General features: G+C 66.8%; 11 protein-coding genes and 2 pseudogenes. 9 read left to right on the top strand and 4 right to left on the bottom strand.

The genetic code is table 11. From position 1 onward, the window contains the following. Nucleotides 1–20: 20 nt before the first annotated feature. A complete protein-coding gene (locus tag QMG72_RS14285; protein WP_226775476.1) occupies nt 21–2,408 on the bottom strand; it encodes a DEAD/DEAH box helicase in 2,388 nt (795 codons plus the stop codon). A 57-nt stretch (nt 2,409–2,465) separates the two neighbouring features. Beyond that, nucleotides 2,466–3,158, bottom strand: coding sequence for a GNAT family N-acetyltransferase (locus QMG72_RS14290; RefSeq protein ID WP_283480876.1), 693 nt, complete (start codon nt 3,156–3,158; stop codon nt 2,466–2,468). A gap of 214 nt (nt 3,159–3,372) precedes the next feature. Here QMG72_RS14290 and trhO point away from each other — a divergent pair, with 214 nt between their 5' ends. Beyond that, complete coding sequence (gene trhO / locus QMG72_RS14295; protein WP_282358669.1) at nt 3,373–4,266, top strand: oxygen-dependent tRNA uridine(34) hydroxylase TrhO; 894 nt, start codon at nt 3,373–3,375, stop codon at nt 4,264–4,266. A gap of 39 nt (nt 4,267–4,305) precedes the next feature. Here trhO and QMG72_RS14300 read toward each other — a convergent pair whose 3' ends face one another. After that, complete coding sequence (locus QMG72_RS14300) at nt 4,306–4,788, bottom strand: DUF6023 family protein (RefSeq protein ID WP_282358667.1); 483 nt, start codon at nt 4,786–4,788, stop codon at nt 4,306–4,308. A gap of 81 nt (nt 4,789–4,869) precedes the next feature. On the opposite strand from QMG72_RS14300, the pseudogene QMG72_RS14305 reads away from it, so the two are divergent. Both QMG72_RS14305 and QMG72_RS14310 read left to right on the top strand, forming a co-directional pair. Continuing rightward, nucleotides 4,870–5,654: pseudogene (locus tag QMG72_RS14305) on the top strand (MerR family transcriptional regulator). A 35-nt stretch (nt 5,655–5,689) separates the two neighbouring features. Beyond that, on the top strand, nt 5,690–7,324 hold the full coding sequence (locus tag QMG72_RS14310; protein WP_283480877.1) for a DUF7059 domain-containing protein: 1,635 nt from the start codon (nt 5,690–5,692) through the stop codon (nt 7,322–7,324). Nucleotides 7,325–7,351: 27 nt separating this feature from the next. On the opposite strand, the pseudogene QMG72_RS14315 reads toward QMG72_RS14310, so the two are convergent. Next, a pseudogene (locus tag QMG72_RS14315) lies at nt 7,352–8,608 on the bottom strand (MFS transporter); the annotation flags it as partial. 78 nt (nt 8,609–8,686) lie between these two features. Here QMG72_RS14315 and QMG72_RS14320 point away from each other — a divergent pair. The 6 genes from QMG72_RS14320 to QMG72_RS14345 all read left to right on the top strand — a co-directional run bounded on the left by QMG72_RS14320 (nt 8,687) and on the right by QMG72_RS14345 (nt 15,589). After that, nucleotides 8,687–9,355: an ArsR/SmtB family transcription factor gene (locus QMG72_RS14320; RefSeq protein ID WP_226775482.1), complete on the top strand. Its 669-nt coding sequence runs from the start codon at nt 8,687–8,689 to the stop codon at nt 9,353–9,355. Nucleotides 9,356–9,571: 216 nt separating this feature from the next. Beyond that, nucleotides 9,572–12,310 (top strand): type I DNA topoisomerase, encoded by a 2,739-nt coding sequence (gene topA, locus QMG72_RS14325; protein ID WP_282358661.1) that lies wholly within the window; start codon nt 9,572–9,574, stop codon nt 12,308–12,310. Between the two features lie 129 nt (nt 12,311–12,439). Continuing rightward, the gene (locus QMG72_RS14330; protein WP_282358659.1) at nt 12,440–13,480 is read left to right on the top strand and encodes a type IV toxin-antitoxin system AbiEi family antitoxin domain-containing protein; all 1,041 of its coding nucleotides are present in this window, start codon (nt 12,440–12,442) and stop codon (nt 13,478–13,480) included. Nucleotides 13,481–13,591: 111 nt separating this feature from the next. Beyond that, entirely contained in the window at nt 13,592–14,041 is a 450-nt protein-coding gene (locus QMG72_RS14335; protein ID WP_282358657.1) for an SseB family protein, read from the top strand. A 61-nt stretch (nt 14,042–14,102) separates the two neighbouring features. After that, nucleotides 14,103–15,146, top strand: coding sequence for a Ppx/GppA family phosphatase (locus tag QMG72_RS14340; RefSeq protein WP_226775486.1), 1,044 nt, complete (start codon nt 14,103–14,105; stop codon nt 15,144–15,146). A 101-nt stretch (nt 15,147–15,247) separates the two neighbouring features. Continuing rightward, nucleotides 15,248–15,589 carry a YciI family protein gene (locus QMG72_RS14345; RefSeq protein WP_282358656.1) on the top strand — a complete coding sequence of 114 codons (342 nt, stop codon included), beginning with the start codon at nt 15,248–15,250 and terminating at the stop codon, nt 15,587–15,589. Nucleotides 15,590–15,702: the final 113 nt, after the last annotated feature.

Consider the following 15,702-nt stretch of genomic DNA (forward strand, 5'->3'; position numbering starts at 1 on the left):
CCGGGGCCACAGTGGCCGGACTACGCCTGCAGCGGCGTCGGGGAGTGGTCCGGCTGTCCTGCCTGCATCCGATCCGTCGCATCCTCGAGCAGCACGTCGATCAAGGTGACGGCGGCGTCCTTGTCGAGGGGATTGTTCTTGTTGCCGCACTTGGGCGACTGAACACACGACGGGCAGCCGGATTCGCATTCGCAGGCCTTGATCGCGTCGCGGGTGGCGGCGAGCCAGGTCCGGGCCTTGTCGTATCCGCGTTCCGCGAAGCCCGCACCGCCGGGGTGGCCGTCGTATACAAAGATGGTCGGCACCCCGGTGTCTGCGTGGATGGCCGTAGACACCCCGCCGATGTCCCAGCGGTCGCTGGAGGCAACCAGGGGCAGCAGCCCAATGGCGGCGTGTTCTGCAGCGTGCAGGGCGCCCGGGAACTGAGCCTCTATCAGCCCCGCGCCGGTCAGGGAGCGGTTGTCCATGACGAACCAGACTGCCTTGGTGAACAGGTCCCGGGCACCGAGCTGCAGTGGCTCCTCACCAAGGATTTCATTGGAAATCAGCGCCTTGCGCTGGAAGGAGACCACCTGTGTTGTCACTTTCACATCCCCGAAATGCACTGCCACATCGCCCCACTCGGTGGTGCGCTGTGTTTCGAGCACCTCGATCTGGGTCACGTCCCGGGCGGTGGTGTAATAGTCCGGGTTCGCCCGCCGGACCATCACGCAGTGGTCGTCCTCGTTCAGGTCTTCCACGACGTAGCTCTCGCCCTGGTGGACGTAGATGGCGCCGGTATGGGCCTGGTAGTGCGTCTGCGGCGAATCCATGGTCCCCAGCAGGGACCCGGTGTCCGCATCCACGATGCTTACCGGGCCGCCGCCGTCAGCCCTCAGGTTCACCATGCCGGCCGCGCTTTGCGGATGGGTCCAGAACCACCCCGCGGGACGGCGGCGCAGATAACCCCGGTCCACCAGCTGGTCCAGCAACTTCTCGGCTGTGGCACCAAACAGGCCCAGCTCGGCGTACCCCAGCGGCAGTTCGGCGGCGGCGGCGCACAGGTGCGGGCCCAAAACATAGGGATTGGAGGGATCAAAGACGGTGGCCTCGACCGAGGCGTCGAAGATCGCTTCGGGATGGTTGACCAGGTAAGTGTCCAGCGGGTCATCGCTCGCGACGAAGGCGGCGATGGCGTCCTGGCCGGCCCGGCCGGCCCGGCCGATCTGCTGGAACAAGGAGGCGCGGGTTCCCGGCCAGCCGGCAACTAGCACGGCATCGAGCCCGGAGATGTCGATGCCGAGTTCCAGTGCCGAGGTGCTGGAGACGCCCAGCAGCTCGCCGGACCGCAGTGATTTTTCCAGCGCCCGGCGCTCCTCCGGCAGGTACCCCGAGCGGTACGCGGCGACCCGGGGCGGCAGGCTGGGATCGACCTCGTCCAGCAGACGCTTGGTAATGCTGGCAATCGTTTCGGCCCCGCGCCGGGATTTAATGAACGCAATGGTCCGCACCCGCGAAGACACCAGATTGGCCAGCAGGTCAGCGGTTTCCGCCACGGCAGTGCGTCGCTCCTTGGCGCCGTTCTCGCCGCGGACTTCGGTCAGTGCGGGCTCCCAGAACGCGACGGTGGTGGCACCATGGGGTGACGAATCCTCGGACACGGCACGGACCGGAGCGCCGATGAGCCGGCCGAAGGAAGTCCCGGGCTCGGACGCCGTTGCGGAGGCGGCGATAAACACCGGCCCGGGTCCGTCGGGGCTGTAGTAGGCGCAGATACGGCGCAGCCGGCGCATCAGATTGGCCACGTGGGATCCAAAGACGCCGCGGTAGCTGTGGGCCTCGTCCACAATCACGTAGCGCAGCCGGCGGAAGAACCGTGCCCACCAGGCGTGGTTGGGGAGGATCCCGAAGTGCAGCATGTCCGGGTTGGCCAGGATGAAGTTCGCGTGGTCGCGGATCCAGCGTCGGGAGGCAGGGTCGGTGTCGCCGTCGTACGTCTCTGCCCGGACGGTGGGAATCTTCAGCGCCCGGATGGCAGCCAACTGGTCGGCAGCCAGAGCCTTGGTGGGGGAAAGATACAGTGTGACCGCGCCGTCGTCGTGGATCTTGCCCGGGTCGGCGAGGACCCGCAGTTCCGACCGGTGGATGGCATCTAGTGCCGGCAACTGGTAGGCCAGCGATTTGCCGGAGGCAGTGCCGGTCGCGATCACCACGTGTTCGCCGGCATGGGCGAGGTCGGCGGCCTGGATCTGGTGCCGGTAGGGCTCGTGAATGCCGAGCGAGCCATAGGCGTTTACCACGTCGGTGTGGGCCCAATCGGGCCACGGGGCATGCACGGCCTCGCGGGCGGCGATGGTACGCACATGGCGGAGCTGTTCCGGGTCCGGGCCGCGGCCCAGCAACGGAATCAGGGACTCATGCGGGTTCACTCAGCCATTCTTTCACCCGGCCTCAAATCGGCTTGGCGCGGGCGCTTCAGCTGCGCTTCAGCCGACCGACAAGTCGGCGCCTTCGTCCGAGGCGGACAGCATCAGGACCTGGCAGACCGGCGTCCAGCCGAGGTGCGAGTACAACTGCTGCCCGTCCAGCGATGCGAGCAACAATCCGGTTTGCACGTCGTGTTCGAAAGCCTGGGCGGCCAGGGCCCGCATGATGAAGCTGCCAAGACCCCGGCGCTGGTACCGAGGGTTGGTGACGATCTTGTCGAAGATTGCGGTGTGGTCCACAACGAACAGACGCCCGCTCGCGGCCACTTCATCACCGGCATAGACGACAGTATGGTGGACGCCGTCAGCCCGGGACGGTACCCAGCGAAGGTCATCATCCGGTAGCCATGGGTCCTCGGCGTCCTGGGTCTCCATGTCCACGATCATCATGCTCTGCGAGGCTGATGTGACGTTGAGGCCGTGTTCTTTCGCGAGACTGGTATACCTCGCCGGGTTATTGCTCAAGATGGTCAGGATCCGTGCGGGCACTTCCAGCGTGGCGGCGGCCAGCTGCGCAAACTCCGGATCCGAGGGATCATGGGCGAAATATTCCCACTCGGTGGTGGTGTCATCCCTGAAGGCTGCAGGAAACCTGCCCTCTCTGCGTGTCTCGTAACCCCGGCAGCCAGCCCAGCCTGCCACCCAGGTTTCCAGCAGATGGGTGGTGTCCTCAACCATGCGCTCAAGACTCATGTGATGAGCGTATTGCAGCCCTGCCGCAAGCAACAGGGTTCCGGTCCGGGAACCGGTCCAGCTGACCCAATTGTGACCGGCAGGGTTACCGGTCGGACGAAAGGGGCGGGTACGCACCGGTGTCCGGACGGCGGGTACGGGCGGCCAGCTTGCGGCGGAGCGGCTGGCACGGCTGACGGATCACCGGGCCTGACCCAGCCGGTACCCTTAAAATGTGGCTCTGAACAGAATTGTGCTTTTTTACGGCTTCACCCCGCTCCCGGACCCGGAGGCTGTCCGGCTCTGGCAGCGTGCCCTCTGCGAGAAACTTGGGCTCACGGGCCGCATCATCCTTTCCAAGGACGGCATCAACGCAACCGTCGGCGGTGAGATCGGCGCGGTCAAACAATACGTTAAAACCACGCGCGAATACCCGGGGTTCCATGGCGTCGACGTGAAATGGTCCGAGGGCGGCGCCGCGGATTTCCCCCGGCTCAGCGTCAAAGTCCGCGACGAGATTGTCTCCTTCGGCGCGCCCGGGGAGCTCAGGGTAGATGCCAGCGGTGTGGTCGGCGGCGGCACGCACCTCAAACCCGCGGAACTGCACGAGCTTGTGGAATCGAGGCGGGAGGCCGGCGAGGAGGTCGTCTTTTTTGATGGCCGCAACGGTTTCGAGGCCCAGATCGGCAAATTCAAGAACGCCGTCGTCCCGGATGTGGCCACTACCCACGACTTCATCAAAGAACTCGATTCGGGCAAGTATGACGGGCTTAAGGACAAGCCCGTGGTCACGTACTGCACCGGCGGCATCCGCTGCGAAGTCCTCTCCAGCCTGATGGTGAACCGTGGTTTCACAGAGGTCTACCAGCTCGACGGCGGGATTGTCCGATACGGCGAAACGTTCAAGGACGAAGGCCTCTGGGAGGGGTCCCTTTACGTGTTCGATAAGCGTATGCACCTTGAATTCAGTGCCGACGCCAAGACCATCGGCGAATGCGTCCGCTGTGCGGCGCCGACGAGCAAGTTTGAGAACTGCTCCAACGCGGCCTGCCGCACGTTGACGCTGTATTGCGCGGAGTGCGCTGCCAGCCCTGCAACGCTCCGGTGTCCGGACGGCTGCGCGGCCTAATTCCCGCGCTCCGCATACCAGACCCGCCGGGTCCTGCCGCTACGGCGCGGGTGTCAGCTGGTAGGCGTAAAGGAGCGGAGCGTCGACGCTGGACGTGCTGATCTGCACCGTTCCGGCGGCCGGGACTTTGATCCGTGACGTCTCGCGGCTGCCGTTGCAGGCGGCCCCGGCCTCGGTCAGCCTGGCGCCGTCCAGGGAGACTTCGAAGAAGGCCTTGCCGCCGCCGTCGCAGCTTATGGTCAGCACGTAGTTTCCCGCGCCGATCCCGGTGGCGGATTTGACGATCGGATCCCGCTTGAGGATTTTCCCGGCGTCGTCGAGCACAATTCCGCCAGCAGCGGGAAGGGCCGTGGCCTTCCAGGCGGTCACGTCGGTTGATTCGACGGAGCCCGCTGCGGAACATGCTGTCGCGGCCAGGACGACGGCGGCACCTGCCGCGGCGCCGAGGGCACCACGCCGAAGGGATCGGGCGGGCCGCACGCGGGTCAGGGAACGCCGGAGGCCAGGAATATGAAGGAACATTCCTCAAACTTACCGCCGTTGACGCCGGCACCGGATTCCGCATCGACCCGGTGGCCGCCAGCGCTTGGCCCGCCGCAGCACATCGCCAGGATCGCCGGGACCACCAGTCGGACGCTGCGTCACTATGACGACCTCGGACTGCTTAAACCCAGCAGGACGGGTAACAACGGCTACCGATTCTACGACCAGGCTTCCCTGCTCCGGCTGCGGCGGATCCTGTTGCTGCGGGCCTCGGGCTTGGGCTTCCGGCCATCGCCGAGGTCCCCGGCCACGAGCCCGATGCCGAAAAGGCGCTCGACCGGCACCTGGACTGGCTGCGGCAGGAACAGCAGAGGCTGGCCCGCCAGATCAGCTCGGTCCGGCGCACGATTGCAGAGCTGAAAGCAGGAGGAGAGATTATGGCAGCGACGATGTTTGACGGGTTTGACCACACCAAGTTCCAGGATGAGGTGGAGCAGCGCTGGGGCGCGGAGACGTACGCGACGAGTGACGCCTGGTGGCGGGGGATGAGCCAGGCCGAGAAAGACGCCTGGAAGCAGCATTCCCGGCAGTTGGGCAACGACTGGATTGCGGCAGCGGAGTCGGGTATCCCGGCCGACGGCAGCGAGGCGCAGGAGCTGGCCCGCCGGCAGGTCGAATGGCTTGCCGGCATTCCCGGAACACCCGCAGCACCCGGAACACCCGGAACACCCGCAGCACCCGGAACACCCGCAGCACCGTCCGCCGGCGGCGGCGTCAAAGGCTACGTCACCGGTCTGGCCGAGATGTACGTTGCCGATCCCCGCTTCGCCGCGAATTACGGCGGCGAAGCGGGGGCATCCTTTGTCCGTGACGCCTTCCGCATCCACGCCGGCAAACACTTCTAGGATAGACACCGCCGGGCCGGGACTAAACTTGTCCGGTGACTCCTTCAACGCACTTCACGGCCGGCACCACCCCCGACGCCCCGCGCAGCGATCTGCCCGGCCTGCTCGATTCGCTGGCCGCGGACCTGCGCCGCATCGGCTACACCGTTGACGGAGTGGCAGAACTTCTCGGCGCCGCAGCGCACGGCGCCCTAAGCCGTGACCAACTCGTTCCGGCGCTGATCAGCACGGAAAAGGCCCGCTCGGGGGAGGGAACGACGGGGGCACTCGCCGCCGTCGTCCGGTTCTGGCTGCTGGCCGAACCGCAGACCGGTGCCACACTCGATGCCGCGCTGCCCGGCATCCGCACAGCAGGCCTGCTGGAGCTCGGTCTCGTGGAGCCTTCCGAGGGTGGCCTGATACGGGCGAAAGTCGATCTCCGGCCGTACGGCTGGGACGGAACCCCGGGGGAGGACTCCGATGGCCGCGGCGGGGCGGAGCTCTGGGTGGCCAGCGACCTCGCCGCCCACCAGCAACCCGGTGTGCTCCGCCGCGACCATGTGCTCGGAATCGGGCAGGCATCCACTACCCTCGTGCAGGTTACCGCCCGGCGGCATGTGGCCCGGGCCCTGGACCTCGGGACCGGCTGCGGTATCCAGACGTTCCACTTGCTGCACCACGCCGACCACGTGACTGCTACCGACATTTCCGCACGGGCCCTTGCCTTCACCCGCTTCAACCTGCTGCTCAACGCCGGTGGGCTGCACCTTGACCCCCTCGACCTGGAAGCCCGGGTGAGCCTGCGCCAGGGCTCGCTGCTCGATCCGGTGGCGGGCGAGGAGTTTGAGCTGGTGGTCTCCAACCCGCCGTTTGTGATCACGCCGCGAAGCTCGGGGGAGGCCGCCGCAGACCAGTTCACCTATCGCGACGGCGGCCTGCCGGGCGATGACATCGTCGCCGGGCTGGTCCGGGACCTTCCGTCGGTCCTGACGCCCGGCGGGACGGCCCAGTTGCTGGGAAACTGGGAAATCCCGGCCGGGGCCGAGTGGGCCGAACGGCCGCAGGGCTGGGCCGGACCGGATGCGGACGTCTGGTTCATCCAGCGTGAGCAGGTCAGTCCGGAACAGTACGCAGAAACCTGGCTGCAGGACGCCTCCTCGGTGCGTGACCGGCTGCTCTACCAGGATTCCTACGCCGCCTACCTTAACGACTTCGCTGCCCGCGACGTTGATGCCATCGGTTTCGGGATGATCTGGCTGCGGCGCCCCGCCGGAGGTTCCCCGGTACTGAGGCGCTTCGAGGAGATCACCTATCCGATTGAGCAGCCCGTTGGTCCGTACCTCGGTGCGGCCGTGGAACGCGCAGACTGGCTGGCGGCCCACGAGTTGGCCGCCACGCACCTGTTGGTGGCGGAGGACGTTACCGAGGAGCGGCACCAGCGCCCCGGCGCCGAACACCCCGGCGTAATCCTGCTGCGCCAGGGTGCCGGCTTGCGCCGCACCAACCTGCTCAGCACCGAGCTCGCCGGTTTTGTCTCAGCCTGCGACGGGGATCTGTCCGTCAGCCAGATCATCGGCGCCCTTGAGGCGCTGCTTGGCGGCGGCGAGGGGTGGGACAGCCGGGCCTTCGACGCCGGGCTCCGCGCCGAAGTGGCGAATCTGGTCCGGGACGGCTTCCTGCTTCCGGCCTGACGCGGCCGGAGCGATTGGCGCGGCGTCGCTGCCGAAGCGCGGCAAGACATATGCGGCGACTGCCAGCCCGGCCAGCACCCCGCAGGCGCCGGCGACGAGGAAGCTCGCCCGGATGGGGAACAACGCGCCGAGCAGCCCGCCCAGCGCCAGCGCCCCGATGGAGACGGCCCGGGTCAGTCCGCCGATGACCGCCATCGCCTGGCCCCGGCCGCTTTCGGCGACCCGCAGGATCACAATCGCCCCGAAACACGCGTTCAGCGCACCACAGGCCGCCCCCATCGCGGTGTAGGCGGCAAAAAGCAGTTCCAGGCTGGGCACCAGCGCCATGATTCCCAGGAAGGCGGAGGTCAGGGCCATCGAGACCAGCAGTGCGCGCAGGCGGGTTGCGGCGGTCTTGATGCGGCTGGCAAGCACCGCCCCGGAGGCCATCCCGAGTCCGAAGAACGCGACCAGCAGCCCGTACTGCGTTTCGGTGGCGCCGAACTCGTCACGGGCGAGAAAAACTTCAAGGACATTGGTCGCCTCACCGACCGCAATGAAGAACAGCACACCCAGGATCAGGGACCAGACCAGGCCGTCCCGCCGGATTCGGCGCAGGCCGTCCAGCAAAGCGGGGTTCGTCTTGCCCGCCCGCTCGGCGGCCGTGCCCCGGCGCGTCCGGATGAGCAGGGCGCCGGCGCCCATCGCCAGGTAGCACCCGCTGGCCACGGCAAAGACGAGGCCGGATCCGCCCCAGCCGCTGAGCAGGCCTCCCGCTGCCGGTCCCGCCATGCTGGCGATCATAATGGTTGCCTGCATGGTGCCTAGAGCCCGGGGGGTCCGGTCTTCACCGACGAGCCGGGGCAGCAGGGCCTGCCAGGTAGGGCCGGCCACAGCCTGCGCGGCGTCGAGGAGGAAGGTCATCGCGAAGAGGGCCGGAAGGTAATTTTCCACGTACTGCAGGCTCAGCCCCATGCCTGCGACAGCCGCGGCACTGACCACGGCGGACGCCGTCGCCAACGTCCGGGAATCACGCGTGTCCGCCAACCGGCCGGCCCACGGGGCGAGCAGCGCCAGCGGGAGCGCGGAGCAGAACAGGTAGGCTGCCACCAGCCAGGGCCCTGCCACGGCGGTCTGGCCGGTCGCGGCCAGGTTCTGCAGGTGCAGCATCACGCTGATGATGACGGCGCCCGCGCCGGCCGTGGCGACAAAGCGGGAGCCGCTGGCAAGGACGAAATCGCGGTTCCGCCAGAGCGGCTGCGCAGCACGGGACGCACCCGGCGGGGTCTGAAGGGCCTGTTTCATTAATAGAAAAATACCCGCGGGGGATTAGCATGTCAAGCATTTCTTTCATAGTTTGGCCGTGCTCGGTAGACTGGTGGAGTGAATGCAGAAACCCCCATTGCTGACTCACCGGTCCCTGCGGGCACAACGCGCCGGCAACGCCCGGAGAAGAACGTCGAGATCACCGACCCTAAGGCGATCCGGGCGCTGGCCCATGCGGCCCGGCTGGAGGTCATTTCCGAACTGTATGCAACCCAGGTCAGCCGGACGGCCACGGAACTCGCCGCCCAGACGGGGCTCACGCCGAGCGCGATGAGCTACCACCTGCGTGCCCTGCAGAAATGGGGGATTGTGGTGCCCGCCGCCACCGCCGGCGATGCGCGTGAGCGCCGCTGGCAAGCCGCGGGGACCGACTTCACCATCAATTCAGGCGGCGGAGTAGCGAGCCCCGAGTTCGCCGTGCTGGACCTTGAACTGGACGCTTACCGGCGTCGGGTTAAGGCCTATGCCGGCACCCGGGACGAGCAGCGCCGGCGCGGCGACCCCGTGGACGGAGCCTCTTCGGTGGTGCTGGCCAGCAATCTGCTCTACCTGACGACTGACCAGCGTGCGGAGCTTAACAGCCGGCTTTTTCAGCTGCTGCGCGACTATGAGCTTGAGGACCCGGACCAGGTCCCCGAAGGGGCGGAACGGATGGCGACCATGTGGTCGATGATCCCGGATGACCGGGGCCGGCCTCCGCAACGGGCCACGCAGAGTCCTGGCTGAAGGCGTTGCCGGGCCGGGGCTGCTGCGCCCCGCCGCGCGTTGCCGGGCCGGGGCTGCTGCGCCCCGCCGCGCGTTGCCGGGCCCAGGTTCATGACGCCCGGAAGTCGTGCCGGCATGCCCGCCATTTCGGGCCGAATGCGCGGGAATCCGCAAAATATGGTGAACTAGGCGGGTATGGGCGCATCTGCCCGAGCAACCTTTTTCTGTAGGAGCACAGTGCCAAGCAAGGCCAAAACCGGCAAGAAACTCGTGATTGTGGAGTCTCCCGCCAAGAGCAAGACCATCGCCAAGTACCTCGGCGAGGGCTTCATCGTCGAGGCCTCCGTTGGTCACATCCGGGACCTCCCGCAGCCCTCGGAATTGCCCGCGGAACTGAAGAAGACCTCGGTGGGGAAGTTCGCCGTCGACATTGATAACGACTTCAAGCCGTACTACGTGGTCTCCCCGGACAAGAAGAAGAAAGTCGCGGAACTCAAGGCCCAGCTTAAGGACGCCGACGCTCTTTACCTCGCAACCGACGGGGACCGCGAGGGCGAGGCCATCGCGTGGCACCTGCTGGAGGTCCTCAAGCCCAAGGTTCCGGTCTACCGCATGACCTTCGGCGAAATTACCAAGGAAGCCATCCACCGGGCGATGGACAACCTGCGCGATGTCGACCAGGACCTCGTGGACGCGCAGGAGACCCGGCGTGTGCTGGACCGTCTCTACGGCTATGAGATCTCCCCGGTGCTCTGGCGCAAAGTGGCCCGCGGGCTCTCCGCCGGCCGGGTGCAGTCGGTTGTAACCCGCATGGTGGTGGCGCGGGAGCGTGAGCGGATGGCTTTTACAGCCGCCTCGTACTGGGACCTGACCGGCCAGTTCGGCGCAGGGTCCGGTTCGTTCAAAGCCAAACTGGCCCTCGTCGACGGCGCCAAGGTCGCCAGCGGCCGCGACTTCAACGACAGCGGCGAGCTCACCTCCCGCAACGCCGTGCACCTCAATGAGGAGCTGGCCAGATCCCTGGCCGCGGGACTGCAGGGCGCCGACTTCCGCGTCCGCTCCGTCGATACCAAGCCGTACACCCGCCGGCCGGCCGCGCCGTTCACCACGTCCACATTGCAGCAGGAGGCGGGCCGCAAGCTGCGCTTCTCCTCGAAAAGCACCATGCAGGTGGCCCAGCGGCTCTACGAAAACGGCTACATCACCTATATGCGCACGGACTCCTCCGCGCTGAGCAACGAGGCCGTCACGGCCGCAAGGCGCCAGGCCTCCGAACTGTACGGTGCTGAATACGTCCCGGCTTCGCCGCGCGTCTACAGCGGCAAGGCGGCCAACGCGCAGGAAGCCCACGAGGCCATCCGGCCCGCCGGTGACTCCTTCCGTACGCCGGCCCAGGTGGCCAAGCAGCTTTCCGGCGACGAATTCCGCCTCTACGAACTGATCTGGAAGCGCACCGTCGCCTCGCAGATGGCCGATGCCAAGGGCTCCACCGCCACGATCCGCCTTGGTGCGGTGACCTCCGGTGGTGCAGCCGAACGCCGCGACGCCGAGTTCTCGGCCTCCGGCACCGTGATCACCTTCCCCGGTTTCCTTGCCGCGTACGAAGAAGGCAAGGATGAAAGCCGGGGCGACGAGGACTCCGAGGAAGCCCGACGGTTGCCCAACGTGGCCAAGGACGACGCGCTCACGGCATCGGATATCGTCGCCGTCGGACATGAGACGTCGCCGCCGCCCCGCTTTACTGAAGCGTCCCTGACCGCCGAGCTGGAAAAGAAGGGCATTGGCCGCCCGTCCACCTACGCCTCGACGATCTCCACCATCCAGGACCGCGGCTACGTCCGGAAGCAGGGGTCCGCGCTGGTCCCGAGCTGGATCGCGTTCTCCGTGGTCCGGCTGCTCGAGCAGCACTTCCACGACTACGTGGACTACGAATTCACCGCCGACATGGAAGCGGACTTGGACAAGATTGCCAACGGCCAGGCGGCGGGTCCGGCCTGGCTCAAGCACTTCTATTTCGGCGAGGATTCCGATCCCGGCCTGCTGAGCATCGTCAACAACCTTGGCGAGATTGACGCGAGGGACATCAACTCGATTCCGATCACCGACGCCATCACGCTCCGGGTCGGAAAATTCGGCCCGTATTTGGAAAGCTCCGTTCCAATGGTCGATCCGAAGACCGGCGAAGTGGTTGATGCGGCCCGCGCCAACGTCCCCGAGGACCTGGCACCGGACGAGCTCACCGCGGCCAAGGCGGTCGAGCTGATGGAAACCGCTGCCCCCGAAGAGCGGGTGCTCGGCGCGGACCCGCATACCGGACACACCGTCGTCGCGAAAAATGGCCGCTACGGCGCCTACGTCACCGAGATCATCCCGGAGATGACCGAGGAGCAGCTCGCCAACCAGCCGGTCGAGTATTACAAAAACGGAAAGCCGAAGCCCGCGAAGAAGCCCGTAAAGGCCAAACCCCGCACCGGGTCGCTGTTCGCATCGATGAGCGTCGAATCCATCAGCCTGGCCGACGCCCTGGAGCTTATGAGCTTGCCCCGGGTCCTCGGACAGGACGCCGAAGGCAACCCGATCACGGTGCAGAACGGCCGCTTTGGCCCGTATTTGAAAAAGGGCACAGACTCCCGGTCCATCGGCTCGGAGGAGGAAATCTTCACCATCACCCTCGAGCAGGCCCTGGAGATCTACTCCCAGCCGAAGCAGCGAGGCGCCCGGGCAGCCGTGCCGCCGCTGGCAGAGTTCGGTCCGGACCCGGTCTCGGAGAAGAACATCGTGGTGAAGGAAGGCCGCTTCGGCCCCTACATCACCGACGGAGTCACCAATATCACAGTTCCCCGCTCCACCTCGGTGGAGGAGCTTACCCGCGAACAGGCTGTCGAACTGCTCGCGGACAAGCGGGCCAGGGGGCCGGTCAAGCGCACGACGGCGGCTCGCAAGGCTCCGGCCCGCAAAGCCGCAGCCAAGAAGTAGCCTGCCTCGCGGGTTCCGTCCCGGCTCGACGTGTCAAAACGTCGGCGGCGGACGGGGGCCGCGAGCGGTTGTCCACATGGCCGGCGGGAGGGGTGCCCGGGCCCTGGTAACCGCGAAATGCTGGGCGGCATGGGACCCTCCGAGCCATACCCGACCGACCAGCTTGCCGTGGCTATGGGCCAGCGGGCACCTAACGCAGGCCCAGGCCGGCCAGCGCCCACCGGACCACCAGCACCGGCGGGCGCGCCCGCCCTGCGGGCCGGGGTACTGCCGGTGGGCAGGCTGTGGCGCACCGAGGAACTGCGGGACCATGGAATTTCTGCCCGCCGGGTGCGGCAGTTATTGGAGCAGGGTGCCATTCTCCGGGTCCGTCGGGGGTGCTATGTCCTGGGCAGCTTCTGGTCCTCCCTGGACCGGGACGGGATTTCCCGGACCAGGATCGACGCCTACGCACACAGGACGCTGACAACCTCCACCGGCAGCTTTGTTTTCAGCCATACGACGGCAGCCAGGCTCCACGGCCTGTTTCTCTGGCAGGTGGACGATACGATCCACCTCACGGTGCCGTTCCTGCCTTCGTCCGGTGGCCACGCGGGCGACGTCATTGCGCACACTCGTCCGGTGCCGGCAGAAGATGTCACGGAAATCCAAGGCTACCGGGTGACATCCCTCGCGCGCACCGCACTCGAGTGCTGCCTGATCCTCAACTTCCGCCAGGGCCTGATTCTTATGGATCATGCCCTTCGGCTTGGTCTCGACCCCGGGGAGCTGGAGCGCCAGGCGGGCCAGCTCCGCCGGGTCCCCGGGATCGGTTCGCTTCGGAAGGTGCTCGCTTGTGCGGACGCCCGGTCCGAGTCGCCCGGTGAGACCCTCACCCGGGACCTGATTCGACGGCTGCGGTTGCCCGCACCCGTGCTGCAGTTCGACGTCCGGACCAGGTTGGGTCTGTTCCGGACGGATTGTGCATGGCCGGACCGGCGGGTGGCACTGGAATTTGATGGCCGGCGGAAATACTTTGATTACGCGCCCACGGCGGAGGCAGTCTTCCAGGAGCGGCGCCGAGAAAAGGCCTTGATGGAACTCGGGTGGAAGGTGGTCCGGGTCGAGTGGCGGGACCTGTTCCGCGAAAGCGAGTTCAAAACCAGGCTGCTCCGGGCCCTGGACTCGTGAAGTGCTCGCGGGTTCAGTCCGTGCTCGCGGTGTCAAAACGTCGACGGCGGACGGAACCCGCGAGTCACACTCGCGTTTGCGGACCGGGGCGCAACGTGATCGAGTAGGAGTATGACTGAACAGCCCGATCACTTGGACCTCCAGCCGCTCAACGACCTCGAAGAGAAGCTTGCCCGGGGCGAACAGCCGGACGCCAACCCCGTTGACGTCATTCTGGCTTTCCTCAACAACGAGGTCTACATCGTCAGCTCCGAGGCGCTCGAAGGGGCCGACGCCAAGGTTGAGCCGCTGGTGCTTGCCAACTCCGCCGGAAGCCCCGTCCTGGCGGTGTTCTCGCACCCCAGCCGCGTCTCCGAGCAGTACCTGACTGCCGCACCCAACGTCCTTGGCACCCAAGGCGCCGCGATCCTCGGAAACCTTGGCGAGGATCTTGGGATGGTCATAAACCCCGGTGCTGCCTTCGGCTTTGAGATCGACCCGGAAGGCGTAGCCAACATCCGACGCGACTTCAAGCCCGCCGACGAGCCGGACGAGGCCACCGGCCGGGACCACCAGCCGTAACCAGGGCCCGGCCGCTGCCGGCCCGTTAGGCGGGCGGCGCTCCCCGGGGAATAATGGCCCTATGCGTCTAGGCGTCCTCGATATTGGCTCAAACACTGTCCACCTCCTGCTTGTGGATGCCCACCCGGGGGCGCGTCCGGTGCCGTTCGCCTCGCATAAGCGCCCCCTGTCCCTCGTGCAGTTTCTCGAGCCCGACGGCAGTATCAACGACGCCGGCCAGCGTGAGCTGATCGAGTTCGTCCTCGAGGCGTGGGAATTCGCGGCCAAGCACAAGGCCGAAGACTTGCTGGCGTTCTGTACCTCCGCCATCCGCGAGGCTGCCAACGGGTCCGCAGTGCTGGCCCGGGTCAAGCATGAGACCACCGTGACGCTGCGGGAACTGACCGGCAGCGAAGAGGCCTCCATGACTTTCTTCGCCGTGCGCCGCTGGTACGGCTGGGGCGCCGGACCCGTGCTGAACCTGGACATCGGCGGCGGTTCTTTCGAGATGGCCTACGGCGAGGACGAGCTCCCAGAATATGCGACGTCGGTCCCGCTTGGTGCGAGCCGACTGACCCGGGACTGGCTGGAACAGGACCCGCCCTCGGCCAAGAGCGTGAAGGAGCTTCGCCGCTACATCCGGGCCACACTCAAGCCGGTGGTGCGCGACTTCGCAAAGCTGGGCAAGGCCAACCATGTCGCTGGCACCTCCAAGACGTTCCGCTCGCTGGCCCGGATCGCCGGGGCGGCGCCCAGTGGCGCCGGGCCATACGTTAAGCGTGAGCTCTTCGCGACGGATCTGGGCTTGTGGGCGCAGCGTATCTCGGCCATGGAGGTTGAGGACCGGCTAAACCTTCCGGGTGTTTCCGAAGCGCGCGCTCCCCAGCTGCTGGCTGGGGCCCTGGTGGCGGAGGCCGCCCTCGAAATGTTTGAGTTTCGCAGCCTGGAGATCTGCCCGTGGGCTCTTCGCGAAGGCCTCATCCTCCGCCGGTTGGATCAGCTGGTCTTCGAAGGTCCGCTGCAGCCGGCGCCCCATGTGACCCAGTCCGGCCACCCTGCTGAGCCGCAGTTGCCCGAGCCGGAGCCGGCGGAGGTAAACAAGTCCCGGCCCGCGGTCGTCCGGTGAACGATTTCCTGGCCGCGGGTTGTCGATCCGGCCGCCGGCCGTTCGTCTAGAAGTTGAGAGGCCGGCAGGGAGCCGGCCGATTCGCCAGGGAGGACAGCACCATGGCACAGTACCTGCTCAGCCTCTACCAGCCCGTAGGCCCGGCCCCGGCCCCGGAAGTCCTTGGGCCCATCATGGCTGACCTTGCGGCCCTGAACCGCGAAATGAGGGCGGCCGGAGTCTGGTTGTTCGCCGCTGGCCTTCATCCCACCGATACCGCCACGGTCGTGCGGCAGCAGGGCACCGAGGTGCTCATCACGGACGGTCCCTTCGCCGAAGCCAAGGAACATCTCGGTGGGTTCACCGTCATCGACGCAGAGGATCTCGACGCCGCGCTGGTTTGGGCAGGCAAACTGGCCCGCGCCACGACCCTCCCCATCGAAGTACGACCGATCCAGCACTAGGCACCACCGGCAATGGCCTGCGACCCCGAGCCCGAACCACCGCCTGAGTCCGCTGGGACGCCGGCGGCGGAGGCGGATATTGCCCGGGTAATTGCGGCTGCCGCGTCCGGGCC

Origin of the sequence: Pseudarthrobacter sp. PH31-O2, from assembly GCF_030063265.1 — a bacterium.
Lineage (GTDB): Bacteria > Actinomycetota > Actinomycetes > Actinomycetales > Micrococcaceae > Arthrobacter.

Excerpts from the sequence above, each read along its gene's own strand:
- QMG72_RS14335 (WP_282358657.1), top strand. The coding sequence starts at position 13,592 with ATGACTGAACAGCCCGATCACTTGGACCTCCAGCCGCTCAACGACCTC.
- QMG72_RS14340 (WP_226775486.1), top strand. The coding sequence starts at position 14,103 with ATGCGTCTAGGCGTCCTCGATATTGGCTCAAACACTGTCCACCTCCTG.
- QMG72_RS14290 (WP_283480876.1), bottom strand. The coding sequence starts at position 3,158 with ATGAGTCTTGAGCGCATGGTTGAGGACACCACCCATCTGCTGGAAACC.
- QMG72_RS14345 (WP_282358656.1), top strand. The coding sequence starts at position 15,248 with ATGGCACAGTACCTGCTCAGCCTCTACCAGCCCGTAGGCCCGGCCCCG.
- QMG72_RS14300 (WP_282358667.1), bottom strand. The coding sequence starts at position 4,788 with ATGTTCCTTCATATTCCTGGCCTCCGGCGTTCCCTGACCCGCGTGCGG.
- QMG72_RS14330 (WP_282358659.1), top strand. The coding sequence starts at position 12,440 with ATGGGACCCTCCGAGCCATACCCGACCGACCAGCTTGCCGTGGCTATG.